Here is a 26,568-nt window from a genome sequence, read left to right on the forward strand (position 1 = left end):
CCAATGTGCCTTTTGACAAGGGTGGGGTTTTTCCACCACTCAGCTAGGACAAAAACGCTTCATCTTCACACAAAGGCTCAAATGTGATCCGCCTACTCCTCTTAGCTCTCTTGGTCTTAAATCTGCAAGCTAAAGAAAGGGTAGTAACCATCTTTATCCCAATAAGCACGCTCCAAGAATTCCAATTTTTCAAGGCGTTTAAGGTGCTCTATGACTACATGCAAAAATCCTTTATTGAGATAGATGATAGTCTAAGAGACCCAGATGACCCAAATGGCAGAATCCCCCTACCCGCACTAAATCAGGCTACTGGAGATTATACAGATGCCTCCATTCCCCTAGCCAAATCTGTGGCTAAGCAAATACCCTTATTTAAAGAGTTTAAGCCCAAAAACCAAAGAGAAGAGCTTTTCTTAGCCCATGTTAAGGATATGGCAATGCTCCACTCCATAGACATCATGGATACATCGCCTACAGAAAAGCTTACACCTCTTGCCCACATATTTTTAAACGCCAACACATGGCTCTATGCCCCGCTTTTCAACGCCCACAAGGCTGGGCTAGATGTGATCGCCTATCTAGGGCAACTTCATCGTATCTTTTCTAAAAAGCAGGTTGGTGTTGGAAATATCGTTGGGTTTAATATGGCAAGACTTGATGAAAAAAATTTAAAAAACATTGTCCCCCATAAGTCTTTTAGAAAACGCTTAGTTCAAGACATGTATATTGCAGATACACCCACGAACATCTTTTGTGGAGAGTATGGTTTTTGGGTCTCGCTAGTTTTAAACACAATCTTTAATGGAGGGATACCTCCGGACTCCATAGCTGACGCATACGAGTTTTCAGACTTCATAGACAAAAACGCCCAGCGCATAGACCCCGAACATCTCTTTGATCTCTACACAGCACGGGTGATCCCTCTAGAGCGCAACGCCCCTTTCTATGACCGCTTAAGAAATGATAATCCCAAGATTTTAAAAGACACACTCAAAGATCACCCCACCATGTGCCTAAGCCCCAAATACTTAAGCCCACAATCTAAGCAAACCTGCCAACAACTCTTTCAATCCCAAACCTACAACGCTAAGGACATTCAAGAGCAAGTACAACTCGTGCGCCTGCTTTCTATTGATGATACTCCCTATGTGTATTTAGACCCTAAGGACAAGCTCCAAGTGTTTAAGTCTGACAACGCGATCTGTCAAGCCCTGCAAAAGATGAAATTTTAAAGGCGCGCATGCGCGTTGCGCTGCCTTGAGCGCGCTCTTTTTGCTCCAACACCCCAAACCACTTAATTGTTAAAAATCTCCAAGGCTTTTATCTCTTTTTCATCAATTTTACATATAAGATAGAAAGTATTCTAAGTATATAATTTTAGTAAAGTTTAGTCTGTATATATAAGATTATGCCTAAAAATCCCTAAATTTTAGCAATATTTGAAAAATAATGCTAAAATTTGTGAATTTCATGCTATAATGCGCTTGATTTAAAGATAGAAAGAAAGGTTGAGCGATGGGTATTAAAAAAGAGTGGTTGCTAGACGCGTTCATTAGAGCGTACTTGAGTAGCCACACGCCCATTGGTTCAGAGAGTTTGCGCGCCTTCGTGCGCACCCATCAAAACAGACAAATCTCTTCAGCAACGATTCGTAACCACTTTAAGCGGCTTACCAAACAAGGGGTTTTGTGCCAAAGCCATAGCAGCGCAGGGCGCATCCCCACCCCCCAAGCACTTAAGGACTATTGGCGCGCCAAGCTCAATCCTTGTATGCCCTTAGAAGTAGATTTAAAGCGTTTAGAGCAAGCCAGCGCGCATTATGGGATTTGCAGTATTGTGGAGTTCTACGAAAAGGCGCGTTTGCAAGCGGTACATAACCACGCGTATAAATGGTTAATCTTGGACTTTGGAGCATTACAGATTTCGCTAGATTACCATAGGAAGTTAGAGGATTTTCTTAGCACATTGGTTGGGCTAGAGTGCCAAGCGATTCGCCAAATCGCGCTTTCTGTGTGCGCCATGCGCTTGGCTAGGCAGATCGAACATTTCTACCAAAAACGGCTTTACTTCGGGCTGGGTTTTTTGATCCCCTTAAGCGCGCAAGGGGCACAGGGTCTATTGTTAGAGATGTTGGGGGGGCGTATTTTTAGGTATTTAAAAGAAGGTTTGTATTTTGAAAGTCTGTTGCCCTTGGGTTTTTTAGGGGTGTTGCAACCCATTAAAACCCAGGGGGAGGAGACCAAAATGCTGTGCGTGGGAGGTTTAGAGCAGAATTTTGAGGGCTTCTACCACGCCATCGCGCAGGCATCTTAAAAAGGGAGATCATGACAGAACAACCAGAAGAGACGCAAGAACTAGAGAGCGCCTCACAAGAGGATACACCCAAGCCAGATATTGATTATCAGGCCAGATTCAAAGAGGCGCAGGACTTGTATGTACGCACCCATGCGGATTTTGAAAACGCCAAAAAAAGACTAGAGAAAGACAAGGCGATGGCGTTGGAGTACGCCTATGAAAAAATCGCCTGCGATCTCTTGCCTGTGATCGACGCGTTGCATGCCGCCCTAGAGAGCGCGCGCAAAGAGGAGGAGACCAGGGGGGAGCGGCCTATTTCTAAGGGCTTGGAGCTCACTTTGCACAAAATGCACGAAGTGTTGGCCAAGCATGGCATTGAATGCGTAGAATGCGTGGCAGAATTTGACCCCAGTGTGCATAACGCGGTTATGCATGTGAGCGCAGAGCACAAGCAAGAAGGGGAAATTGTGGAGGTGTTTCAAAAAGGCTACAAGTACAAAGAGCGCTTATTGCGCCCCGCGATGGTGAGCATCGCTAAAAACAATTAAATTCAACACAAAGGATACAAAATGGCAAAAGTGATCGGAATCGATTTAGGGACTACCAACTCCGCAATGGCGATCTATGAGGGCAATGAGGCAAAAATCATCGCCAATAAAGAGGGTAAAAACACCACCCCTTCTATCGTGGCTTTTACGGATAAGGGGGAGATTTTAGTGGGCGAGAGCGCCAAACGCCAAGCCATCACCAATCCAGAAAAAACCATTTACTCCATCAAACGCATCATGGGTTTGATGAGCAATGAAGACAAGGCTCAAGAGGCTAAAAAGCGCTTGCCCTATAAAATCGTGGATCGCAATGGGGCATGCGCGATTGAAATTGCGGGCAAAATCTACACCCCTCAAGAGATTTCAGCCAAAATCTTGATGAAACTCAAAGAGGATGCGCAAAGCTACTTGGGCGAAGAGGTGAATGAGGCGGTGATCACCGTGCCAGCCTATTTCAACGACAGCCAGAGAAAGGCCACTAAAGAAGCCGGTACGATTGCGGGTTTAAATGTCTTGCGCATCATCAATGAACCCACTTCGGCGGCTTTGGCCTATGGCTTGGATAAGAAAGGTTCTGAAAAGATCATGGTCTACGATCTAGGCGGGGGGACTTTTGATGTGACAGTTCTTGAAACCGGGGACAATGTGGTGGAGGTCTTGGCCACTGGGGGCGATGCGTTTTTGGGGGGCGATGACTTTGACAACCGCATCATTGACTACATCGCCAAAGAATTCCAAAGCGAGAGCGGAATCGACATCAAAAAGGACATTATGGCCTTGCAACGCCTCAAAGAAGCTAGCGAAAATGCCAAGAAAGAGTTGAGCTCGGCGCAAGAAACAGAGATCAATTTGCCCTTCATCACCGCGGATGCCAGCGGGCCTAAACACTTGGTGAAAAAACTCAGCCGCGCTAAATTTGAAAGCTTGATTGAGGATCTCATTGAGGACACCATTAGCAAAATTGACAGCGTGATCGAAGACGCGGGGCTTAGTAGAAATGACATTGCCGAAGTGGTGTTGGTGGGGGGTTCAACGCGTATCCCCAAAGTACAAGAGAGGGTAAAAGCCTTTATTAACAAGGAGCTCAACAAATCTGTGAACCCCGATGAGGTGGTGGCAGTGGGCGCGAGCATCCAGGCGGGCGTGTTGAAAGGCGATGTGAAAGATGTCTTGCTCTTGGATGTGATCCCCTTAAGCCTTGGCATTGAAACCCTAGGGGGCGTGATGACAAAGGTCATTGAAAAGGGCACCACCATCCCGGCTAAAAAAGCCCAAGTGTTCTCCACCGCAGAGGACAACCAGCCCGCGGTCTCTATCTTGGTCTTGCAGGGGGAAAGAGAATTTGCCAAAGACAATAAATCTTTGGGCAAGTTTGATTTGACCGGAATCGCCCCCGCTCCCAGAGGCATGCCCCAAATTGAAGTGACCTTTGACATCGATGCCAATGGGATTCTCACCGTCTCTGCTAAGGATAAGAACACCGGCAAATCCCAAGAGATCAAAATCTCTGGATCGAGCGGTTTGAGCGAGAGCGAAATTGAAAAAATGGTCCAAGATGCCGCATTGCACAAGGAAGAAGACGCGCGCCGTAAAGCGGTGGTAGAGGCTAAGAATCAGGCTGAAAGTTTGGCACACCAAACCAAGAAAAGCCTAGAAGAACACAAGGCCAATTTAGAGCCCAGCGAAGTGGAGAAAATCCAAGCCGCGCTAGGGGATTTGCAAGCCGCGCTCAAGGACGAAAACGCCACCAAAGAGATGTTAGAAGCCAAAATGAAACATTTGGGCGAAGTTTCAGGCAAGCTTACCGAAGCGATGATGCGCAAAGATCAGGGGCAAAACCCCCAAACAAATAAAAAAGAGGACGATGTGATTGACGCAGAAGTAGAAGACGCTAGGCGATAGCTCCCAGCGCACTATACAAGCCCACAGCCAACGCCCCACCCACTAGGGGGGCGCTGAAGGGAATCCAGCCATAGGCAAAATCGGGGGACACCTTTAAAGGCAAAAGAGCTAGCACAATTCTAGGCCCCATGTCCCTAGCTGGGTTGATCGCATATCCGGTTGTGGAGCCTAAAGACAACCCAATTGCCCACACCAACAAGGCCACCGGTAGCGCGCCTAAGCTCCCCAAGCCGATCTTAGCGCTAGGGTCTTGGGTGTGGATGGAGGGGTCGCTAAAATGCAAAATCACAAAGATTAGCACAAAGGCCCCTACCAACTCGCTCAAGAAATTAGACAAGGGGTTTCTAAGAGCCGGTTCTGTGCAAAAACACGCCCGTTTCGCGCCGGCATCTTGGGTGATCTTGAAATGTTCGTAATACAGCCCATACACCAACAGAGCCCCCAACATCGCGCCTAGGAATTCCCCTGCCAAGTACACCGGCAGGTTTGAAAGGCTCACCTTGCCTAGCAAAACTAGACTAAGGGTTACCACCGGGTTCAAATGCGCCCCGCTATGTGGGCCTGCCACCACCACCCCCACAAAGACCCCAAAACCCCACGCGGTGGTGATGACCATCCACTGAGCCGCCCCAGCTCCCCCGCATTTTGTGCCCTCCAAACAGCATGCGGCCACTACGCCATTGCCCAGCAAAATCATCAAGGCCGTTCCCAAGAGTTCGTAGATGAAAATCTCCATGGCTCACCCCTAGCTTAACCAATGCCTTGAAGCCTGTACCGCTTTATTCCAAAAGCGCAACATTTCCTTGACTCTCTGCTTGTCCAGTTGGGGGTTAAAGGTCTGCTGGATCGCCCATAAGGATTTGATTTCTTCTAGATTTTGGTAAAAACCCACCGCTAAACCCGCTAAATAGCCCGCACCCAACGCGGTGGTTTCGATATTTTGGGGGCGGATAATCTGCACATCACAAATATCAGCCTGAATCTGCATCAAGCAGTCGCTCGCGCTAGCCCCCCCATCTACGCGGATTTGGCGCGCCTGTGTGTGCGCGTCCTTTTGCATCTCTTCAATGATGTCGTGTACCTGAAAGGCGATCCCCTCCAAAATGGCGCGCGCAATATGCCCGTCTGTGCTCCCGCGCGTGAGCCCAAAGACACTTCCCCGGGCATACTGATCCCAATAAGGCGCGCCTAAGCCACTGAAGGCGGGCACGACATACACCCCTCCATTGTCCTCCACTGTGCCTGCTAGATTATTGATGTCTGCTGCGGTGCGAATCATGCGCGCCCCATCCCTGAGCCACTGGATGGCCGCTCCACCCACAAACACTCCGCCCTCTAAAGCGTAACTGGTTTCCCCCCCCACCTGCCAAGCGATGGTACTCAGCAAATTGTTTTGGCTGGCTACCGGCTTGTCCCCCGTGTGCATCAAGAGAAAACAGCCCGTGCCATAGGTGCTTTTGATAAGCCCGGGTTCTGTGCACATTTGCCCAAAAAGGGCCGCTTGCTGATCCCCGGCAATGCCCGCAATGGGGATTTCGCGCTCCACCCAACGCGTGGCGCTGTGTCCATAGATTTCACTAGAAGATTTCACTTCCGGCAAGATCGCAGCGGGGATGTCAAAGAGTTCTAAGAGTTCTCTATCCCATTGCAAGGTGTGGATATTATAGAGCATGGTACGGCTGGCGTTGCTAGGATCGGTGGCATGCACTTGGTGGCGCGTGAGATTGTAAAGTAACCAAGAGTCAATTGTGCCAAAGCACAGATCCCCCGCTTGGGCTTTAGACCTAGCCCCGGGCACATGTTCTAAGAGCCACTGGATTTTGGTGGCTGAGAAATACGCGTCTACCACTAGGCCGGTTTTGTCATAGATCCATTGCTTTCTAGTGGTTTTAAGGGCTTCGCACACATCGGCGGTGCGGTGGTCCTGCCACACGATGGCGTTATAGATGGGCTCTCCGCTGGCGCGATCCCAAAGCACGGTCGTCTCGCGCTGGTTGGTGATTCCAATGGCGGCGATATTCTTGGCATCTAAATTGGCCTTAGCCAGGGCTTCTGTCAGCGTGGCGATCTGGCTAGCCCAAATTTCTTTAGGGTCGTGTTCCACCCAACCAGGCTTAGGAAAAATCTGTTTGAAGGGCTTTTGTGCCATCGAGACAACACGCCCCTGTTTGTCAAAAATCAAAGTACGCGAAGAAGTGGTGCCCTGATCTAGGGCCATCAAATAAGCCTGCATCAACTCTCCTTATTCCAAGATATAGGCGCGCGCAAGGCTTTGAAAACTTGCGATCTCCTGGGTGGTTTTTTGCGCGCTCCAGCCCAAGTACGTGCCCATAAATTGCCCCACTGGCATGGCGCAATCATAAGCCGCGCGCGCGTCTAGCAAAAGCAGGCGTATGCGTCTTGAGAGGACATCCTCTAGGCTAAAAGCCACTTCGTGTTCTAGAGCCCAAAATACTTGTGCATAACTATAGGGGTGTGCGGGGTGGATTTTGCGCGCAAGGGTGGGGTCAGCGCGTTCTAAATCCAAAATATCTTGGGCCTGCGCTCCATAGACTCTTAGATGCGAGTCTGGCGCATCTGTGGTGTAGCCATGCAATTTCAAACTCTTAGTTTGGCAAGTTTTGGGAGGCAGTAGGCCCTGTTGGGCACACAAATCTAGGGTTTCTTGCGCCATACGTCTATAAGTTGTCCACTTACCCCCATTCAAATGCACCAAACCGCTAGGGGCGATGTAAATCTTATGGCTTCTAGAGAGCTTTTTGGTCGCGCGGGTGTGGCTGGAAGCCATCAAGGGTCTAAGCCCCACAAAGACAGAACGCACGTCCTGCCTTGTGGGAGGCTGTTCTAAATACCGCCCCAAGGTGTCTAAGAGGAAATCGATTTCCTCTTCTAAAGGGAGGGGGTCATAGCGGACTTCTTGAAGAGGGGTATCCGTGGTACCCACGAGCAATTTACCATGCCAAGGGATGGCGAATAACACACGTCCATCGGGAGTTTTAGGGATCATGAGCGCGTGTTTGGAGGGCAGGAATTTGGAGTCTAGCACAAGGTGAATCCCCTGACTAGGCGTGATGGCGTTTTGCGCGGTACTGGGGTCCATTTGGTTGATGCGTTGGGTAAAAACCCCTGTGGCGTTGATCACACATGGCGCGCGCAATTCAAAACTCTGTTGACCCAAGCGATCTTGTGCCCCCACCCCACAGATTTTTTGATCCAAATCAAAGAGTAGACGGTCTACCTCCATGTAATTGAGCAAGTTAGCCCCATGGGCATGCGCGCTCAAAGCCAAGGTGATCCCCAAGCGCGCGTCATCAAATTGCCCATCATAATAGCGCACGGCATATTGGCATTTCTTGGGGCGTACCCCAGGCAACAACCCTTCGGGTCTGAAAACAATATCGCTACCATGCGCTTGCAATTTGCCTGCCATAAGAGCGTAGATCTTTAGCCCCAAGCCATAAAATAGCGCGTGCCCCAAGTGAGAACAGGGGATTACAAAGCCCTGCCATGCGCATAAATGCGGGGCGTTTTCAATCAAGGTACCTCGTTCATGCAAGGCTTCATAAACCAAGCCAAAATCCCCTTGAGCTAGGTAGCGCACCCCTCCGTGCAATAATTTAGTGGAGCGGCTGGAGGTGCCCTGAGTGAAATCGCGCGCCTCTAGTAAGAGAGTTTTATAGCCCCGACTCGCCCCATCCAAAGCCAAACCCAGCCCACTGGCCCCCCCTCCAATGATGATCAAATCCCACGTTCCCCCTTGTAAGCCTTGTAATTGTCTTGCGCGTTGCATCAAATCCCCAACTCTATAATATAAAAGTGTTGGGTGTAATAGTTAATAAAACGCTAATGGCAGGCACAACACCAAAGCATCTCTATGATATATTGTGCAGAATCAACTCTAAGGGATCAAGTTTGTTACTTTTGAGACTAAAGCATGCCATCGGTTTGCTTGCATGGTTTGTGGGTGGGTTGTGTGCAGAGAAAAATGGGGTGTTTGTGGGGGGTGGGTTTGTTTACTCCCATTTTACGCGTGTGTGGGGTTTTAAAATGGTGATGGAAAATCTTTACGAACCCTTTGCGCCTGTCCCCCATGTGGGCGATAAGATCACCGGGGGCGACACACACACGGGCGCGCTCTATGGGGGTAATTTGCAAGTGGGCTATAAGCAATTCTTTGGCAAACCAAAACTCTTTGGCCTGCGTTACTTCGCCTTTGGCAGCGCGCAGGGGGGGAGTTACTCTTATTTGACTTTCAACGCCCAAGCCCAAAGGATCAATGCTACCCAAAGCGCGGCGGTTTTTTTCTACGGAGCGGGGCTGGATTTGCTGGCCAATTTCTACGATAAGGGCGATCAGAGTTTTGGCATGTTTGTGGGGGGTATTTTGGGAGGAGAGAGCTGGCTACTAGGCAAGAGTTATGCCAGCAATAAGACTTGCCAAACCCAACTGCCTCTTTTAGCGCGTGAATGCGTGAGTGCGGACGCGGTGTGGAAAAATCAAGCAGCAATCATACAGGCCAGTGGCAATCAGGCCAAGTACTTCCAACTACCCAGTTTCCAAGTGGCCCTTCAAGCCGGCTTGAGAGTGCATTTAAGCAAGCATCAAGGCTTTGAAGTGGGGGTACGCTACCCCTTCATCTCCCACCCCTACTACAAGGAAGTAGATAAGAATAAGTGGGGGAATTATGGCAAGGGTGGCTCTGCAGAAATCACCCTCCAGCGCAAGTTGGCATTGTTTGCTAACTATATCTATAATTTCTAGCAATTTCTAGGGACGCAAAGGAGTCTTCCATGCCTAAGTCTTTGGGTTATTGGCTATGGGGATTGGTGGCACTTGTGGGGGCGGTGTGTTTGGGGATGTTGGCCTTGCACAAGGGGGAGAGCATTAACGCGCTCTGGCTGGTGTGTGCGGCCATTTGTATTTATTCTTTGGGGTATCGTTTTTACAGCCATTTTGTGGCCTATAAGGTTTTGTGCTTAGATAACGCGCGCGCCACGCCCGCTTGCATACACAATGACGGGCGCGACTATGTGCCCACTAATCCGGTGGTGATGTTCGGGCATCATTTTGCCGCCATTGCCGGGGCGGGGCCTTTAGTGGGGCCTATTTTGGCCGCGCAAATGGGATACTTGCCCTCTGTGCTGTGGATTTTAATTGGGAGTGTGTTGGGGGGCTGTGTGCATGACTTTGTGGCGTTGTTTTGTTCTATGCGGCGGGATGGGAAGTCTTTAGGGGAAATGATCAAAGATGAGATGGGCCCGGTGGTGGGCTGGTTTGCGATGTTGGGGATTTTGGCGATCATGATCATTCTGATTGCCGTCTTGGCCATGGTGGTTGTCAAAGCCCTAGCGCACTCCCCCTGGGGGCTTTTTACCATCGCGATGACCATCCCCATTGCCATTTTGATGGGGCTTTACATGCGCTTTTTGCGCCCGGGCAAGGTTTTAGAGAGTTCGCTACTGGGTTTTGCGCTCTTGATGGGGGCGATCTCTTATGGCAAGGTGGTGGCCAATGATCCCGTGTTGGCTTCTTATTTCACACTCCATGAGGGCACTCTAGCATGGCTCATTACCGCTTATGGTTTTGTGGCCGCTATTTTGCCCGTGTGGTTCTTGCTAGCCCCTAGGGATTATTTGAGTACCTTTTTAAAAATCGGGGTGATTGTGATCTTGATTGGGGCAATCGTTGTGGTCGCCCCGCCCTTGCAAATCCCTAAGATCACCCATTTTATAGACGGGAGCGGTCCGGTCTTTGCCGGCGCGCTCTTCCCCTTTCTCTTCATCACCATCGCCTGTGGTACTATTAGCGGTTTTCACTCCCTCATTGCCTCAGGCACCACGCCTAAAATGATCGCCAAAGAGAGTCATGCGCGTTTGGTGGGCTATGGCTCTATGATGATGGAGTCCATTGTGGCGATCACCGCTTTGCTCATGGCCACTATCTTGCACCCCGGGTTGTATTTTGCCATCAACGCGCCCGCTAGCGCAATAGGTCATGACATCGCCCAAGCTGCCCAAGTGATCAGTTCTTGGGGCTTTTCTATCACCCCTCAAGAAATCCAAGAGATCACGCGCAATATTGGCGAACAGAGTATTTTAAGCCGTACGGGGGGCGCGCCCACCTTTGCCATCGGGTTGAGTATGGTGGTGTACAAACTCGTGGGCAACCCTAGTGTGATGGCCTTTTGGTATCATTTTGCAATCCTCTTTGAAGCCCTCTTTATTCTCACGGCTGTAGACGCGGGCACGCGCACCGCACGCTTTATGATTCAAGACATTCTAGGACATTTATACAAACCTCTAGGCGACACGAAATCCTATGGCGCGGGGATTTTGGCCACGCTCTTATGTGTGGCGCTATGGGGGCATTTTGTACACCAAGCCACCATCGATCCCAAAGGGGGGATTTACACCTTTTGGCCCTTGTTTGGGGTGAGTAACCAGATGCTAGCGGGCATGGCGCTCTTGTTGGGTACCACTGTGCTTTTTAAAATGCAACGCTTTAAATACGCGCTAGTAACCGCAGTCCCCGCTAGTCTCATTTTAGCAATCACCCTTTATAGCGGGGTGCTAAAAGTCCTGCCCAGGGGGGATAATAGCGTGTTAAACCATGTCTCCCATGTCGCCACCCTCCAAACCCTCTTAGAAAAGCTGGCCACCACTAACGATCCCAAGCAACTTAGCCTGCTCAAGCATTCTATAGCCAACCACACTATAGATGCGATCCTATGCGTGTTTTTCATGTTGGTCGCTTGTATCGTGCTCGTGGCCAGTGTACGCATTTGCTATAGGGCCTACAAGGGTCAGGTGAACCCGCCCTTAGCAGAAACCCCCTTTGTGGCTGTGTCTTAACCTAGAACATGTTAGAATGGAGATAAAAAAAGAAAGGCTGGGCATGGACATTCATAATAGCGACGCTGATATACAACAATTCTTAGATTTTTGCAAAGAAAAGGAAGTGGAGTTTGTGGATTTCAGATTCACCGATGTGAAGGGCACTTGGAATCACATCGGGTATTCTTTTTCCAGTGTGGATAAAGAGCTGTTGCAACAGGGCATTCCTTTTGACGCAAGTTGTTTCAAGGCGTGGCAGAGCATTGACAAATCAGACATGATCTTACAGCCCGATCTGGTGCGCTACTTTCTTGACCCCTTTAGCGCAGACATCACGGCCGTTGTCTTTTGCGATGTTTGGGATATTTACAAACAACAAGAGTATGAGAAATGCCCTAGAGTGATCGCCAAGCGCGCCTTAAAGCATTTGCAAGAGAGTGGCTTGGGGGACATGGCCTATTTTGGGGCTGAGAATGAGTTTTTCATCTTTGACTCGATTAAGATGAAGGGGGATGTGAATTGCCAATACTACGAAATTGATAGCGAAGAGGGGGAGTGGAATCGGGATCGCAGTTTTGAGGGGGGGGTGAATTTTGGGCATCGCACCGGGCGTAAGGGCGGGTATTTGCCCACCCCTCCCACGGACACCATGATGGATTTGCGCGCTGAAATTGTCAAGGTGTTGAATCAAGTGGGGTTAGAAACCTATGTTGTCCACCACGAGTTAGCCCAAGCGCAAGGAGAGATCGGGGTGCGCTTTGGGAATTTAGTAGAAGCGGCAGACAATGTGCAAAAGCTCAAATATGTGGTGAAGATGGTTGCGCATTTGAATGGCAAGAGCGCGACTTTCATGCCAAAGCCCTTGCATGGAGACAATGGGAGCGGGATGCACACCCATGTGAGTATTTGGCAAAATGGGGAAAATCTCTTTTATGGGGGGGTGTATAAGAACCTAAGCCAAATGGCCTTACACTTTTTGGGTGGCGTGCTCAAACACGCTAGGAGTTTGGCGGCGTTCACGAATGCCTCTAGCAATTCTTACAAACGGCTGATCCCGGGTTTTGAAGCCCCTTCTATTCTGACCTATTCGGCGCAAAATCGCAGCGCGAGCGTGCGTATCCCCTATGGCGTGAGCGGCAAGGCGACCCGCTTTGAACTGCGTTTTCCAGACAATTCGTCCAACCCCTATTTGGCCTTTGCAGCGATCTTGATGGCCGGGCTAGATGGCATCCACACCCAAAGCGATCCAGGCGCGCCCATGGACATGAATCTCTTCAAACTCACTCTAGATGAGATTAGAGATCAGGGTATCAAGCAGTTGCCCCACACTCTGCGCAGTGCTCTAGAAGAGATGTTAGCCCACAAAGACTACTTGAAAAAGGGAGCTGTCTTTAGCGAAGAGTTTATCCAAGCCTACCAGAGTTTCAAATTCAAATCTGAGGTGTTTCCTTGGGAGAGCAAGCCCCACCCCTTTGAGTTTGAAACCACCTATTCATGCTGATGGCTAGGCGTAGAAGGGGCGCGTCCCTTTGGGATAGTCTCAAAAAGTTCAAGCTAATGATGCGCATGCTAAAATTAGCAACGCGCTTTTTAAAAAAACGTTAAGCTTATTAACTATTTTAAGCTAACATGGCAAAAATTTTTTTAAAAAAGGATTGGTATGTATAAGAAGGTAGTTTTATGCGCTTTCTTGGGAGTGGCTGGGCTGGCTTATGCTGCAGAACACCACGCAACAACGGATAAGTATGTCTATGAATTGCATGAAAAAGTCCAACCCAAAAATCACTACACGCTAGCACTAGCCCCTTTGTCGCTGGATTTCAGTAAAAATGTCTCTGCGGCCCTGCAGGACAAGTTCACGAAATCCTTACAAGAGCAGCTCGCCCAAATGCTCAAAAACCGGGGCTTTTCCGTGTTTACTGGGGCTAAGCTCAGTCCCGAGCAACAAGATGAGGTCTTTGCAGTGGTGCATGTGAGTGCCTTTATCAATATTTTAGAAGACGCGGACATGAAACTCACTCAAAACAATCAGGGCATTGAAGAGGACTTTACAGATGTCTCTGCGGGCTTCTTGCGTCTCAAATTAGTAGAGCCCAAGAGCAATAACGCATTCCACATGGCCAGCATAGAATTGCCCAGCTTCAAAGTCAAAACGCACACCGTGATTCGCAGGCAACGCACCAGTTCGGGCGGGTTCATGCCTGTTAGTCAAAGTGTGTCCGTGCGCGATAAAAACTTTGACAAGCATGTCGATGCTGTGTTATCTAAGGTCTATGCAAGGAGTGTGGCTAAACTCTCTCAAGATCTCATGCCTCAGAATCTCAAACCTTTCAAGCATTTAGTTGAGAACTTCAAACAGACCAAATCCCATTAACCCTTTTGGCGCACACGCGCCCCATTAGAGGCGCGCAAAATTTATACAGAGCAGTTTGCAATCCACATAGTCGTAAGTGCCCACCACGCGCACCAAATCCCCCTTTTGCAAGCAGGGGAGTTTGTGAAACCACCACAAGACTTTGAGCAATCCGCTAGAATCCTCAAGCTCCAAGCGGGCATGTTCGCGATTGCGCCCCATTAAGACATGATTTTTCAAGCGCGCCCGCACGGCAAATTGCGGGGGTTCATTGCCCACGCCATAGGGCTCACCCTGTTTGAGCAGGGCTAAAAACTCGCTAGAGTGCAAAGTGGCGATGCGATCCACTTCAAAAAGCATGGTGTCTTTCTAAATAGATCAAAGCGTCTTGAAAATCTTGTTGGCTCTCAAAGACCATCCCACAAGCGCGTTTGTGCCCACCCCCCATGACATTGATCCCGCTGGTTTGCAAATGCCCTAGTAGGGCGATGAGATCGATTTCTTTGGAGCGCAAAGAGGCTTCAATGCTCTCTTGTTCGTAGCGCCAACACAAACTCATTCTGCTGGCATGTTGCTCTAAGAGTTGGTTGGCAATCAAGCCCATAAGCCCGCGCGCGATCGCCCCACCCGCATGCACCACCCCCCCACACACCACCGCCTTTAAACTCTCTTGAGTTTGGGCGATCAGATCTTTGCGCTGTTGGTGGGCTTGGAGTAAAAGATGGGCGTAATGGGGGTTAGCCTCTGTATTGGAGAGCAAATCCACCACCACGCTACAATGCACGCACCCCTCAATGCCATCCATGCGCCCCACGGCGTTAATGGGGGCGATAATGTCCCAACTGAGCATGCTCAATTTGTATTTTTGGGGGTAGGAGCGGCTTTTGAGCTGGTAGAGTTGGGCTAGATTGGCCGGCATAGAGGTTTGCAGGGTGTGATCCATGCGCTGGACTAGGTGGCGGTTATAGGGGGTGCTCAAATCCATCATATCCCCAATGGTACTAAGCCCGGCTAAAACCTGCATGTAAGTCCAATCTTGCGGGCGCATTTTAATGTGGTAGCGCTTGGCGTAGGCAAGCATGAGCAAATAGCCCACACACGCCCCGCTAATACCATGAAAGGGGTGGTTATCACTTAAGAGTGGATGCACAAAGGTATCGCAGGCAGGGATACGCCCCTCTAAAAACTCATGGTGATCGCTCAAAATTAAGGGAGTGTTGTGGGCATGCAAAAAATCACAGACGGCATCTAGAATAGTCGCGCCATTGTCAATGGTTAAAAATAGGCTATTGTGAAAATCTAGGGGCTCTCCCCCTGCTAATTGCCCCTGAGCGTAGCGCGTGCGTACAAGGCGGCGTTTTTGGGCGTATTCTTCTAAAAGCTCCACACTCATGCCATAGCTATCGGTGTTGCGGCGCGGGATGATGTAGGCAAGTTTGGGATGCTTGATCACATGTCTTAAAAAATAAAGTACAAGTGCTGTCCCGCTCATGCCATCGCAATCGTAATCGCCTCCAAGGATGATCTGGCGTTGTGTTTGGATGGCTTCATGCAAAAGGCTTAGGGCTTGGGACACCGCGCCCATTTCTAACACGCTCTCTAGGCTAAATTTGTGCTTGCCATCGTCCTTAGTGATGTTTGCAATATGGGCACGAAACGCCTCTAACATCAACGCCCCCGCGTATCGCCCCATAGGCGGATATGCAAGCGATCGCTCAAATGATACCCTCTTTGCAAGCACACAGGGGCTAAAATTTTGGCATGTTCTTCTATGCTATGGGTACCTAGAGGCATCAGATAAATGGGTGGGGGAGGGCAGGCTAGAGTCTCTAAGATGGAGTCGATTTGGGCTAGGTCTTGATCTAGGGCTTTGGGGCGCACCACGAATTTAAAGATCGCGCGCGCGTGCTCTAGGATCGCATGCAGGGCGGCGTAATTGAGTCGTTTGTGCGCGCTCTCCAAGCTGAAGGCGAGTTTGACACTCAAGGTAAAATGCAAGGCGCGCAGGGGGGGGCAGAACTCAAAAGACACACTCCCATTACTCTCCACACTGATAAAATACCCCTGCTCTAAAAGTGTTTCTAGCGCGCTTAAAAGGAGGGGATTTTGAAAATGCAAGGTGGGTTCGCCTCCTGTGAGCACGATATGGGGTAGGTGGGGCGTGGGGGGAGTGAGCGCGTAGATGAGATCTAACAATTCTTGAGCGCTCTTTAGCTTGCGCCACTCTTGGGCATAGAGGGGATGTACCGCATACGCGCTATCACAGCCCACAATCTTACGCCCCTGTACAATAGCCTCAACCCCAAAACCCTTACAGCGCAAATTACACCCGCCCAAGCGCACAAAGACACTGGGCGCGCCCACATGCGCCCCCTCCCCCTGCAGGCTGTAAAAGGCTTCCACGAGGGGGATGGGTGTCATAGGGGGATTTGCTGTAGGGGTGGGGGGCTGCTAAAGGGCTTTTTGGGGGGGATGATCGCGCAGGCTAGGAGATAATAATACTGCTTGAGCTGATCTATCAAAGCGGGGTTTGGCATCTCCTCTAAAATGCCCGGAGAAAAACACACACTCTCTAAAGAGATAGAACGCATTAAATCCGGATTTTGCAAATCGGCTTTAAAACTTTGGGCATAGCCATAATTGGTTTCATGTACGCGCACCGCACTCACACTCAAAGGCGCTTCGCCATTATGAAACTCTGTGGCGCGCACTATCGCGTCTAAAAAGAGATGAAACATCAGGGCATACCCCTCCGCACTGGGGTTAAAACCTAATTTCACATGGCGCGTGCAGGTGGTGGCAATGAAGTCTTGAAATTCTGGGGATTCGCGATCCCAAAAGTGGTGGGCGTGATCAAAGGCATCAATGAAGCTAGCGATCTCGTTTTTAAACAAGCCAAAATCTAAGATCATCCCTGCATGATCGAGCTTGTGCGCCTCCACAAAAACCTCTAGGGTGTAATTATGTCCATGGATACTGCTCGCACAACGCTTGGAGGTGCAGTTGCGCACGATATGGCTAGCACAAAAATGAAAAGTTCGTCTAATTTGCATGATCTAACGCTTGTAACATGGCATGTAGATGGGGAGTTTTTGGTAGTAGCGGTAGTGCTCAGAGCGGGTAAAATCAATGCGCTGGATGGTGTCGCCAATCAAATCCTCATAGAGCTTATTGTAGCCACAAGTCTTACCGCTCACACTCCCATCAATGTAGAGTACGCGCCTATTGCGCACATTATCCCACCAATCTAGGATGAAATGCGAGCCGACCAACATTTCACTAGAGGCAGAAAACCCGCTAATGGCGTAGTAATTGGTGGGCACTTTGGCGCAATAAAACTGCCCTTCATGCCAGTAACAACGGTGGCGCTTGGTGCGCTCAATCAAGGTGTAATCATAGCTATAAACTGGCTGTGCCATGATATTGCGTACCACATGGACATAAATGGTGTTCTTAGCTTGAGAGATGGGATAGTCTTGAGGCCTAAAGACATTGTAAAAGCCTAGTTGCTGCAGTTTGTAGATGATGAATTGCAAATAATACGCACTGACCATGTCCTCTTTATCATGCACCACCACAATGGGCGCGTTGTAATTAAAGGCATAATCCCCCCGCACTTCGGAGAAATACCCCATATTCAAGCGGTGGCAACCCGTGAGTACAAACACTAAGGGCACCAACAAGACCAAAAAAGCACGCCGTATCCACACCGTCATTTCCATGCCCGCCATTTTACTACAAAGTTTGGGCATTTACACCCATTCCTGCAGAATTTGTAAATCGGTATAACTGGTCATGTTGAGCGTGATAGGGGTGATAGACACATAGCCATGCGCGATCGCTTCAAAATCGTTCAACCCCCCCGCGCGCTCTTCCCATTTCAAAGGATTGAGTCCTAGCCAACAATATTGTTTGCCCTTGGGATCGGTTTTAAGATGGATATTATTGGCATAGAGACGCACGCCTTGTTGAGTGATCTTAATGCCTTTGGGGGCGCGCTGGGGGATATTCACATTCAAGAATTTACGCGCTGTTGGGGCAAAGGGGAAGCCATGCTTGATACATTGTTGCACGAGGCGCAGGACAATTTTAGTGGCCATGCCAAAATCGTGTTGGGCAAATTTAACGCGATCTTGAATGCTTTGGGAGATGGCGATGGAGGGGATTTTTTGCAGAGTGCCCTCAATGGCCCCGGCCACCGTGCCTGAATACAGTACATCTTCACCCATGTTAGACCCGTGGTTGATTCCTGAGATCATCAGATCAAATGGTCTTTGACTCATGGAAACGGCTAAAGAAACGCAATCGCTGGGTGTACCATCGTCTACACGGAAATACCCCGCGCCCATCTCTTCCACACGCAAGGGCACTCTAATGGTGATCCCATGCCCGCAGGCCGATCGTTCGTTTTTGGGCGCGACCACCATCACATCGGCGATACTCTCTAGCGCATCTCTTAGCGCTAACAGCCCTTTGGCTTCGTAACCATCGTCATTAGTGAGCAAGATATGTGGTTTCATGCGAGCTCCTTGAGCAAGGTCTGTAAATAGAGCGCAAGAGTGGGGGGGAAGGCTTGCAGTGCCTCTAATAACTCCTCTTTGAGGTTTTGCAAATAATCCTGTGCTTCTTGAAGTCCTAAGAGATTGACATAATTGTTTTTAAAAGTGTCTAGCTGGGTGCTCTTGCCCGATTGGGCGGGGCTTTGGGTGCGATCGATGATGTCATCGCGTACTTGAAAAAACAACCCTAATTGGAGTCCAAAATCAAAGAGGGCTTGGGGCAAATTTGAAGGAGCGCGATCGCCCACCACCAGCGCGCCCATCTTCAAGCTCGCCGCGATGAGCTTGCCCGTCTTCAAGAGGTGCAAACTCTCTAATTGATCTCTTTGGAGGGGTTGGTGCTCAAAGTGGCAATCTAGCGCTTGTCCTAACACCATGCCCCCAACTCCCCCACATTGCGCTAAGGTGGTGATTAAAGAGATTTTTAGAGTGTCCACAAGAGAGGCTGTGGCCAAGAGTTCGAAGGCATAGGTGTTGAGCCCATCGCCCACTAAAGTGGCGGTGGTAACGCCATAGGTTTTATGCAAAGTGGGGTGGCCTCGGCGCAAAGAGGCGTTGTCCATACAGGGCAAATCATCATGAATGAGCGAATAGGTGTGCAGGACTTCTAGAGCAAGGGCCACCGGGAAACACGCATGCAGGGCCTTTAGGTCGCTTTCAAAAGCGCATAGTACCGCTAAGAACAATTTAGGCCTAAAGCGTTTGCCCCCATTTTCTAACATCTCCCAAAGGGCGGTTTCAAAAAAGGGGTGAAAAGTTTCTATCTTAGGCTTGGCATAGAAAACATAATGATTAAAGTCTTCACAGACACTAGCATACAAATCCAGCTTAGAGGCGCACATAAAATTCAAACCCATTTCTAAGAATTAGCATTTCAATGCGCCCCTGCATAAACGCCCCGCTCAACGCTCTTTGCAAAGCCACGCGCGCAGATTGCCCGGGCTTGACAATGGGGTGTTTATTGATCCAGAGCAATTGATCCCCCACTTGGAGTTTGTCCAAAGGCGGGGCTAGGCGGGTGGCTTTGGTGATCACTAGATTGCCATTGAGAGAAATCCCAAAGCGTTCTAAAAAAGTGTCGGGCAATAAAAATCCCCCATGCCTTTTGTCCACGCGCACCACAAGGGTTTTTAGGGCACGGCCTCTTTTAACGATGATGCGTGCATGGCTTTGATAGGCCAAATTGCTCACCACCCATTCAAAATCTTGGGCGTTGCGGATGGGTTGATCGTTGATACGCGTGATCACATCGCCTTCTAAGAAAGGGTTGTGTTTGAAAAAGGGGTCTACACTCTGTACGATCACCCCCGTGCGCACCCGCACCCCAATATCGCCATAGTAGGGGCTTTTCTGCTGTAAAAAGCGTTTGAGATATTTCGATTCAATGAACTCATGCCCGCCCACACCCACGCCATAGATTTGGTAACAAATATTGCTCACCACCGCATTGACAGGCATGGGTTTAGAAAAACGCGCAAAGTGCAAAAACCCCCTTTGGCGTTGCAAGATAGACCCCGCTCTAGCTTGCGCGCTAACACTGGCTAGGGGGCGTTTATAGGCTTGTGCGTCAATGTCTAAAAGATGGTAGGCAAATTGGGTTTTAGGGGCTTGGATCAGATAAAACCCGATGAAGGGGTCGTGTTTGAGGATTTTAACCCCCTTGGGCGCGTGCATAGAACGCATAAAAACAACCTGTCTGTGATCCCAAAAGAGCGACACGCCTCCGCTATGCGTGGCATGGTGGTGGTATTGGATGCATTGAGAAAAATCATAGGCTTTTAAGGACGCACAGCAGAATACAACCGCTAATAAACGCCCGATCAAAGCCAAACAAACCTACTTGCCAAAGGGGTTTAAGCCACCCAACATGCCAAAAGCGGAGTTCTTGCGCCCCTCTTCGACTTGCTTGTAGGCTTCATTGAGTGCGCTCATCAAATAGATTTGCAGAGCTTCTTTATCCTCTAAGAGGCTATCGTCAATGTGGATGTCCAAGAGTTCGCCCGCACCATTGATAGACACCTTCACCAATCCTCCCCCGCTTTTGGCATCAAATTGCGTGGCTTTTTGTTTGGCCTCCATCTCCTTAAATTGTTCTTGAAGTTGGGACAACAACCCACCCAACTGGCCCAAATCTAGCATGGCATTCCTTTCTCCAAGATCGCGTTATTCTCCCCTAGCAAAATAATATGAGGCTGGTGGGTGGGGATCTGCTCTAGGCTTAAGTGCATGTAGGCCAAGATGATCACCTGATCTCCAATTTGTACCAGGCGGCTTGCCGCACCATTGACACAGATCTCATGGCCGTCTTCTCCAACGATCGCATAGGTGCTAAAACGCGCCCCATTGTTGATATTCACCACATCCACTTGCATCCACGGGTGCAATTTAGCCGCCTGCATCAAAGTCTTGCCAATGGTGATCGAACCTTGATAGTGCAAATTCGCATCGGTAACCACTGCGCGGTGAATCTTAGAATAAAGCACTGGCATAGAAGCAGACATGGCCATCCTTAAGAGTTTCTCAATTTCTTAGCTTTGGCGCGCGTTTTCTGTTTGCACACCACCTTGATCTCTTGATCTTTGAGCACCACACGCGCGCTCCCCCCATCTTTAAGCCCGCCAAAGAGAATCGCCTCGCTGAGTTTGACCTTGATGTGCTCATGTACTAATTTTGCCATCACGCGCGCGCCTAGGGGGTCTTTGAAACAGAGATTGGCCAAATACGCCCCAGCACTCTTGTCTAAGCTGAGGCTAATATTTCTAGGGGCGAGCAACGCCTCCAATTTGCGGCACTCCTTATAGGCGATGCGCTCCAAATGCTCCAAACTCAAGGGGTTGAAAGTGAGGACTGCGTCCAATCTCGAGCGCAGTTCTGTACTGAACAAATCCTTTAGTGCCTTGTGGTATTTTTGGTTGTGATCGTCTAAAAAGCCCACATGCCCTAAGGTATTGCTGCCCGCATTGGAGGTTAAAATGAGAATAGCATGCCTGAAATCCGCCCTGCGCCCGGTATTGTCCGTGAGCGTGGCGTTATCAGTGATTTGCAAGAGCAGGTCGTAAACATTGGGGTGCGCTTTCTCAATTTCATCGAGCAAGAGTACACAGTGGGGATGTTTGCGCAGGGCGTTCACCAAGAGCCCGCCCTGATCAAAGCCTATATAGCCAGTAGGCGCGCCAATGAGCTTTGAAAAACTGTGGGGCTCTCTGTATTCGCTCATGTCAAAACGCTCTAAATGCAGGTTTAGATGCTTGGCTAGGGCTTTGGCAAGCTCTGTTTTGCCCACCCCACTAGGCCCCACAAATAGAAAACTCCCAATGGGCTTTTGCTCCCCGGCTAAACCGGAGGCGTGGATTTTAATCGCCTCTACCAAGCGTTCAATCGCGCCATCCTGAGCGACCACTTCTTTTTTGAGCTGCTCCTCAAGCCCCTTTAGCTGATTCTTTTTTTCTAAGCTCAAGCGGGCTTTAGGGATGTCAATTTTAAAAGAGAGTACATTTTCAATATCGCTTTTGGAGATCGTAGGGGGCGGGGTGGCAGGGGCATAAATCTTTTTAAAGGAGCCGGCCATGTCCATCAAGTCAATCGCTTTATCTGGGAGAAAATTTTCATGCAAATAATGCGCAGAGAGGTCTACACAGGCTTTTAGCGCCTCTTTGGTGTAGCGCACATGGTGATAGCCTTCATAGTAGGCACAAAGATTGTCCAAAATGCCATAGCAATCCTGCTTAGAGGGCTCTAAGATGTCAATCTTGCCAAAACGCCGACAAAAGGCCTTGTCCTTTTCTAGGACGGATCGAAACTCATCAAAAGTGGTCGCCCCAATACAGCTCAAGCTCCCATCGGCCAGCATGGGTTTTAAGATATTAGCCCCATCGAGCGCGCCCGAACTAGAAGCCCCTGCCCCTAGGATTGTATGGATTTCATCAATGAATAGAATGCTTCCCTTGTCCTTTTGCAATTCTTTGAGGGTTTTTTTTAAGCGCTTTTCAAACTCGCCTCGGTATTTGCTCCCAGCCACCATCGCGCTCAAATCCAGCGCGTAGATAGTGCGCTGGAGCAAGAAAGAGGGGACATCCTTTTGCACGATTTTAAGCGCCAAGCCCTCTGCGATCGCGGTTTTACCCACGCCTGGCTCGCCCACCAACAAGGGGTTGTTCTTTTTGCGCCGCCCCAACACTTCAATCACCTTTTTGAGTTCTGTATCGCGGTGTGAAACCGGATCAATGGCGTTTTTCTTGGCCAATTCGTTGAGGTTTTTAGCAAACTTCTGTAGGGTTGAAACTTTTTCTTTAGAGAAAGAGAGGGGGGGGTGCTCTAGGATTTTGAGGCTATCCACATGGAAAGAACGCAACACCCGCGCGCTGTAACTTTTGTTCTCTTGCAACATGATAAAGAGAAAGTCCTGCACATCAATGACCTTATAGGGCGTGTCTTGAGCATAGCCTTCCAAAGCTTGGAATAGGTCTAATAGCTCTTGATCGTGCTTGGGGCGTTTGCGCTCTTCGGTGCTGGAAAAAATGGGCACGCTCTCCACGAGATAACTTTGGATAATCTGTTTAGCGTCTAAAATATCTACTTCCAACTGCCGTAAAAAACCTTGTACTTCTTTATCGTTGAGCATTACCAAAAAGATGTGTTCGACGGTGGTGAAGCGGTGAGATAACTTAGAGGCAAGCGCTACAGAAGCGTTGAGAATACGATGCAAGCGAACAGTGATAGAGGGCATTGACAACCTTTAAAAATTCATTTAGCGACCAAAACAGGGATGGGGGAATTATCAATAAAACTATTTTGATGGGACCCAAAGATTTTATAAAAGGCCGAAGACTCACTCGCCCCAATCACTAAGAGATCAAAACTAGGGGCCATCTCCAAGATCACATCCACTGGGTTACCCACTTTCAGCAAACCTTCACAGGCGATCCCCTCTTGGGTGAATAATTGGGTAAATTCCTCTAAGAGTTGGTTGGATTGCTCATGCGCGACCACTTCTGCTTGGCTGTAATTCATGATCCCACTCTCTGGATAAATCAACACCTCAGGGCTCACATGTACAAGAGTAAAACGCACTTCTTTGAGCTTGGTAAAAAGCTTCAACACCGCGTCCAGCCCACTTCTGCATTCCTGCGTATCGCTAATTCCAAAAAGAACCCTTAGCATGCGCCACCTTTGCGAAAATCTTAAAGCCATTATAAGAGAAATAAGCTTAAGCTACTGCCTAAAATACGCAAAGGATCCTCATGTATGCCCCCATCTTTGTGAGCGCGACTAATACGCATGTGGGCAAGACGACACTTTCCTTAGAAATTGCCAAATTGTGCAAGGCACGTGGGATCAAAACTTTACTGGCCAAGCCCATTGAAACCGGGGTCAGTGCAGGGGAAACAAGCGATGCCGGGCTATTTCTGCAAGAAAATTTGGACACAGAAGCGCATTTGCATTTAGAAGACATCAGTTTTTACCGCTATGTACTGGGGGCGAGCCCCTTTGTGGCAGCCCGTTTTGAACCCCACTTAGATACCCTAGATTTTAAAGAGATCAAAAAAAAATTAGACGCTCTGCAAGATCGCTGCGATTTACTCATCGTAGAGGGAGTGGGGGGGTTGCTAGTCCCCCTAGATGCTAAGAATAACATCCTCGATCTATGTGTATTTCTCAAAATGAAGCTCCTGTTAGTGAGCACGGATCAGTTAGGCATGCTCAATGATGTGCGACTCAATCAAGAGTATCTCAATGCGCGTAAAATTCCCCATCAAATCCTCATCAATGTGCGCGACAAACGCGCCTATTATCAAATTTGCAAACCCTATATTGACCACCTCAACACCGCGCTTAAAACCCCGATTTTAGAATTCCCCGAACAGAGCGCGCGCCTTTTAGATGCGATATTAGTCCCTTGTTGAGAATATGATGTTATAATGCGCGCTCAATTTAATTTGAAGGAGACACAATGTTCACTTTACGCCAGTTGCCCTACAGCAAAGACAGCATGGGGGATTTTTTAAGCCCTACGGCCTTTGACTTCCACCATGGCAAACACCACCAAGGCTATGTCAATAATCTTAACAACTTGGTTAAAGACAGCGAATTTAAAGATAGTTGCCTGTTTAGCATTTTGACCAAGTCTAGCGGGGGGGTCTTTAACAACGCCGCCCAAATCTACAACCACGATTTTTATTGGGACTGCTTGAGTCCTAAAGCGACAGAGATGAGCGATGAGCTCAAAAGCGCGCTAGAACATGATTATGGCTCTTTGGAGAGCTTTAAAGAGGCTTTTCTCAAAAGCGCGACCACTCTTTTTGGCTCAGGTTGGAATTGGGCGGTTTTCAACCCCGCTAATGGCAAGATTGAAATCGTGCAAACCAGCAACGCCCAAACCCCCGTTACAGACAAAAAAGTCCCCCTCTTGGTGGTAGATGTGTGGGAACATGCCTACTACATTGACCACAAGAACGCCCGCCCCGTGTATCTAGAAAAATTCTACGAACACATCAACTGGGCATTTGTCTCCCAGTGCTTGGAGTGGGCTAAAAAAGAGGGCGTAGGCTCTGTGGATTACTACATCAACCAGATCGTGCATAAGAAAGCCTAATGCACGACCCCCTCATCATCGGCTCTAAAGCCTTTGCCTCCCGCTTGATTGTGGGCAGTGGCAAGTATAAGGATTTTGCCACCACCAAGCAAGCCACGCTAGCCAGCGGGGCGCAGATGCTCACCGTGGCAGTTAGGCGAGTCAATATCACCGACCCTAGTAGTGAAAATTTATTAGACACTTTCAAAGACACGGACATTAGCTTTTTGCCCAATTCGGCCGGATGCACCAACGCCAAAGAAGCCATCGCCCTTTTTAGGCTAGTCAAAGAAGCCACGGGGATTACTTTTATCAAGCTAGAAATCATCGGGGATGATCGAACGCTTTATCCAGATGTCATGGAAACCTTAAATGCTTGTGAAATCTTAGCTAAAGAGGGTTTTTGTGTGCTCGCTTACAGCAATGACGACCCGATTATGGCTAAAAAGCTAGAAGACGCGGGCGCAAGCGCGGTGATGCCCTTAGCCTCCCCCATAGGTAGCGGGCTAGGGATTCAAAACCGCTATAACATTGGTTTTATTAAAGAAGCTGTAAAAGTGCCCGTGATTGTGGATGCGGGCGTGGGCTGTGCCTCCGATGCGAGCATGGCTATGGAGCTTGGGGCTGATGGGGTGCTCACCAACTCTGCCATCGCCCTAGCTAAAGACCCCGTGCTCATGGCTGAGAGCATGAAATTTGCCGTGCTAGCCGGGCGCAAGAGTTATTTAGCCGGGCGTATCCCTAAAAAAGCTTACGCGAGTCCTAGCTCGCCCGTCTTTGGGCTAGCGCAGTTGTGAAGGACACCCTTTTTAGCACCGCTTTACCCAAACGCTTTGAGTTTGACAGCCAAGTGGCGGGCATGTTTGATGACATGCTCACCCGTTCTATCCCCTACTACCAAGAAACCCTAAAGCTTGCTAGCCACTTTGTAGCCCAAGACTTAGAGGGCGTGGTTTATGATCTAGGCTGTTCTACGGGCAATTTCTTAGCCATCCTAGCCCCCTTGCTCCCCGATGCGCTTTTAGTGGGCGTGGATAACGCCCCAAGCATGCTAGAAAAGGCGCAAGAAAAATTGCAAACTGCTAAGGTAACTTGGCGTTGCGAAGATCTCTTAAACACCTCTTTAGACAATGCCGGGGCCGTTGTCTTGCTCTACACTTTGCAATTCATTAGACCCTTGCAACGCCAAGCCTTGATCGAGCGCATTTTTGCCGCCCTAAAGCCCGGGGGCGTGGTGGTGGTAGCCGAGAAAATGATGAGCTTGGATCGCATTTTAGACAAGCAGATGGTCGAACTTTACTATCTTTACAAGCAAGCGCAGGGATACACCCTAAGCGAAATCACCTTTAAAAGAGAAGCCCTAGAAAATGTGCTTGTGCCCTATAGTTTGCAAGAAAACACCGCCCTTTTGGAGCAAGCGGGCTTTAAGCATGTAGAGGTACTCTTTAAGTGGGTGAATTTTGGGCTCTTGATTGCCCGTAAGGTTTAGATTGATCCTAAAAAGCAG

General features: G+C 49.2%; 27 protein-coding genes. 12 read left to right on the top strand and 15 right to left on the bottom strand.

Going from position 1 to position 26,568, the window contains the following annotated elements; translation table 11 throughout:
* Window positions 1-83 precede the first annotated feature (83 nt).
* The 4 genes from EAO38_RS08880 to dnaK all read left to right on the top strand — a co-directional run bounded on the left by EAO38_RS08880 (window position 84) and on the right by dnaK (window position 4,745).
* Window positions 84-1,232, top strand: a complete 1,149-nt coding sequence (locus tag EAO38_RS08880) for a tRNA methyltransferase (RefSeq protein WP_162982677.1) — start codon at window positions 84-86, stop codon at window positions 1,230-1,232.
* Window positions 1,233-1,515: 283 nt separating this feature from the next.
* Window positions 1,516-2,313 (top strand): HrcA family transcriptional regulator, encoded by a 798-nt coding sequence (locus EAO38_RS04260; protein ID WP_121021435.1) that lies wholly within the window; start codon window positions 1,516-1,518, stop codon window positions 2,311-2,313.
* Between the two features lie 11 nt (window positions 2,314-2,324).
* Window positions 2,325-2,843, top strand: coding sequence for a nucleotide exchange factor GrpE (gene grpE, locus EAO38_RS04265; protein WP_121021437.1), 519 nt, complete (start codon window positions 2,325-2,327; stop codon window positions 2,841-2,843).
* Window positions 2,844-2,864: 21 nt separating this feature from the next.
* Window positions 2,865-4,745: a molecular chaperone DnaK gene (gene dnaK, locus EAO38_RS04270; protein WP_121021439.1), complete on the top strand. Its 1,881-nt coding sequence runs from the start codon at window positions 2,865-2,867 to the stop codon at window positions 4,743-4,745.
* Here dnaK and EAO38_RS04275 read toward each other — a convergent pair.
* From EAO38_RS04275 to EAO38_RS04285, 3 genes are read right to left on the bottom strand one after another with little or no spacing between them, the layout of a single operon-like run.
* Entirely contained in the window at window positions 4,735-5,481 is a 747-nt protein-coding gene (locus tag EAO38_RS04275; protein ID WP_121021441.1) for an MIP/aquaporin family protein, read from the bottom strand. The two genes, dnaK and EAO38_RS04275, sit on opposite strands and share 11 nt — an antisense overlap.
* Before the next feature lie 9 nt (window positions 5,482-5,490).
* Entirely contained in the window at window positions 5,491-6,978 is a 1,488-nt protein-coding gene (glpK, locus tag EAO38_RS04280; RefSeq protein ID WP_121021443.1) for a glycerol kinase GlpK, read from the bottom strand.
* 9 nt (window positions 6,979-6,987) lie between these two features.
* Window positions 6,988-8,535 (bottom strand): glycerol-3-phosphate dehydrogenase/oxidase, encoded by a 1,548-nt coding sequence (locus tag EAO38_RS04285; RefSeq protein WP_121021445.1) that lies wholly within the window; start codon window positions 8,533-8,535, stop codon window positions 6,988-6,990.
* 122 nt (window positions 8,536-8,657) lie between these two features.
* Between EAO38_RS04285 and EAO38_RS04290 the strand changes: the two genes are divergently transcribed.
* The 4 genes from EAO38_RS04290 to EAO38_RS04305 all read left to right on the top strand — a co-directional run bounded on the left by EAO38_RS04290 (window position 8,658) and on the right by EAO38_RS04305 (window position 13,952).
* On the top strand, window positions 8,658-9,506 hold the full coding sequence (locus EAO38_RS04290; protein WP_235852514.1) for an outer membrane beta-barrel protein: 849 nt from the start codon (window positions 8,658-8,660) through the stop codon (window positions 9,504-9,506).
* 29 nt (window positions 9,507-9,535) lie between these two features.
* Window positions 9,536-11,596 carry a carbon starvation CstA family protein gene (locus EAO38_RS04295; RefSeq protein WP_121021449.1) on the top strand — a complete coding sequence of 687 codons (2,061 nt, stop codon included), beginning with the start codon at window positions 9,536-9,538 and terminating at the stop codon, window positions 11,594-11,596.
* A gap of 43 nt (window positions 11,597-11,639) precedes the next feature.
* Window positions 11,640-13,079, top strand: coding sequence for a type I glutamate--ammonia ligase (glnA, locus tag EAO38_RS04300; protein WP_121021451.1), 1,440 nt, complete (start codon window positions 11,640-11,642; stop codon window positions 13,077-13,079).
* Between the two features lie 159 nt (window positions 13,080-13,238).
* On the top strand, window positions 13,239-13,952 hold the full coding sequence (locus tag EAO38_RS04305; protein ID WP_121021453.1) for an HpaA family protein: 714 nt from the start codon (window positions 13,239-13,241) through the stop codon (window positions 13,950-13,952).
* A gap of 24 nt (window positions 13,953-13,976) precedes the next feature.
* Here the strand turns inward: EAO38_RS04305 and EAO38_RS04310 are convergent, their stop codons facing one another.
* Genes EAO38_RS04310 through EAO38_RS04365 form a run of 12 tightly spaced genes read right to left on the bottom strand, consistent with a single transcriptional unit; the run spans window position 13,977 to window position 23,650 of the window.
* A complete protein-coding gene (locus EAO38_RS04310) occupies window positions 13,977-14,291 on the bottom strand; it encodes a hypothetical protein (RefSeq protein ID WP_121021455.1) in 315 nt (104 codons plus the stop codon).
* Window positions 14,281-15,600: a DHH family phosphoesterase gene (locus EAO38_RS04315; RefSeq protein WP_205588344.1), complete on the bottom strand. Its 1,320-nt coding sequence runs from the start codon at window positions 15,598-15,600 to the stop codon at window positions 14,281-14,283. Before EAO38_RS04315 ends, EAO38_RS04310 begins: the two co-directional genes overlap by 11 nt.
* Window positions 15,600-16,352 carry a 7-carboxy-7-deazaguanine synthase QueE gene (locus tag EAO38_RS04320; RefSeq protein WP_121021457.1) on the bottom strand — a complete coding sequence of 251 codons (753 nt, stop codon included), beginning with the start codon at window positions 16,350-16,352 and terminating at the stop codon, window positions 15,600-15,602. Before EAO38_RS04320 ends, EAO38_RS04315 begins: the two co-directional genes overlap by 1 nt.
* Entirely contained in the window at window positions 16,349-16,984 is a 636-nt protein-coding gene (locus EAO38_RS04325; RefSeq protein WP_121021459.1) for a 6-pyruvoyl trahydropterin synthase family protein, read from the bottom strand. The genes EAO38_RS04320 and EAO38_RS04325 overlap by 4 nt, the downstream gene beginning before the upstream one ends.
* Window positions 16,985-16,987: 3 nt before the next feature.
* Window positions 16,988-17,647: a hypothetical protein gene (locus EAO38_RS04330; RefSeq protein ID WP_121021518.1), complete on the bottom strand. Its 660-nt coding sequence runs from the start codon at window positions 17,645-17,647 to the stop codon at window positions 16,988-16,990.
* A gap of 36 nt (window positions 17,648-17,683) precedes the next feature.
* Window positions 17,684-18,451 carry a 5'/3'-nucleotidase SurE gene (surE, locus tag EAO38_RS04335; protein ID WP_121021461.1) on the bottom strand — a complete coding sequence of 256 codons (768 nt, stop codon included), beginning with the start codon at window positions 18,449-18,451 and terminating at the stop codon, window positions 17,684-17,686.
* On the bottom strand, window positions 18,448-19,332 hold the full coding sequence (locus EAO38_RS04340) for a polyprenyl synthetase family protein (RefSeq protein ID WP_121021463.1): 885 nt from the start codon (window positions 19,330-19,332) through the stop codon (window positions 18,448-18,450). Before EAO38_RS04340 ends, surE begins: the two co-directional genes overlap by 4 nt.
* Window positions 19,319-20,320, bottom strand: coding sequence for a DUF7488 domain-containing protein (locus EAO38_RS04345; protein WP_235852515.1), 1,002 nt, complete (start codon window positions 20,318-20,320; stop codon window positions 19,319-19,321). The genes EAO38_RS04340 and EAO38_RS04345 overlap by 14 nt, the downstream gene beginning before the upstream one ends.
* 6 nt (window positions 20,321-20,326) lie before the next feature.
* Window positions 20,327-20,629, bottom strand: a complete 303-nt coding sequence (locus tag EAO38_RS04350) for a YbaB/EbfC family nucleoid-associated protein (RefSeq protein WP_121021466.1) — start codon at window positions 20,627-20,629, stop codon at window positions 20,327-20,329.
* Window positions 20,623-20,991, bottom strand: coding sequence for an aspartate 1-decarboxylase (gene panD, locus EAO38_RS04355; RefSeq protein ID WP_121021468.1), 369 nt, complete (start codon window positions 20,989-20,991; stop codon window positions 20,623-20,625). The genes EAO38_RS04350 and panD overlap by 7 nt, the downstream gene beginning before the upstream one ends.
* A gap of 8 nt (window positions 20,992-20,999) precedes the next feature.
* Complete coding sequence (locus tag EAO38_RS04360) at window positions 21,000-23,216, bottom strand: AAA family ATPase (protein ID WP_121021470.1); 2,217 nt, start codon at window positions 23,214-23,216, stop codon at window positions 21,000-21,002.
* Window positions 23,217-23,233: 17 nt separating this feature from the next.
* Window positions 23,234-23,650 carry a universal stress protein gene (locus EAO38_RS04365; RefSeq protein WP_121021472.1) on the bottom strand — a complete coding sequence of 139 codons (417 nt, stop codon included), beginning with the start codon at window positions 23,648-23,650 and terminating at the stop codon, window positions 23,234-23,236.
* A gap of 80 nt (window positions 23,651-23,730) precedes the next feature.
* On the opposite strand from EAO38_RS04365, the gene bioD reads away from it, so the two are divergent.
* From bioD to cmoA, 4 genes are read left to right on the top strand one after another with little or no spacing between them, the layout of a single operon-like run.
* Window positions 23,731-24,393: a dethiobiotin synthase gene (bioD, locus tag EAO38_RS04370; protein WP_121021474.1), complete on the top strand. Its 663-nt coding sequence runs from the start codon at window positions 23,731-23,733 to the stop codon at window positions 24,391-24,393.
* A 47-nt stretch (window positions 24,394-24,440) separates the two neighbouring features.
* A complete protein-coding gene (sodB, locus tag EAO38_RS04375) occupies window positions 24,441-25,082 on the top strand; it encodes a superoxide dismutase [Fe] (protein WP_121021476.1) in 642 nt (213 codons plus the stop codon).
* Complete coding sequence (locus EAO38_RS04380; RefSeq protein WP_121021478.1) at window positions 25,082-25,858, top strand: thiazole synthase; 777 nt, start codon at window positions 25,082-25,084, stop codon at window positions 25,856-25,858. Before sodB ends, EAO38_RS04380 begins: the two co-directional genes overlap by 1 nt.
* Window positions 25,855-26,550, top strand: coding sequence for a carboxy-S-adenosyl-L-methionine synthase CmoA (gene cmoA, locus EAO38_RS04385; RefSeq protein WP_121021480.1), 696 nt, complete (start codon window positions 25,855-25,857; stop codon window positions 26,548-26,550). Before EAO38_RS04380 ends, cmoA begins: the two co-directional genes overlap by 4 nt.
* Window positions 26,551-26,568 lie beyond the last annotated feature (18 nt).

This window comes from Helicobacter vulpis (assembly GCF_003660395.1).
Taxonomy (GTDB): domain Bacteria; phylum Campylobacterota; class Campylobacteria; order Campylobacterales; family Helicobacteraceae; genus Helicobacter; species Helicobacter vulpis.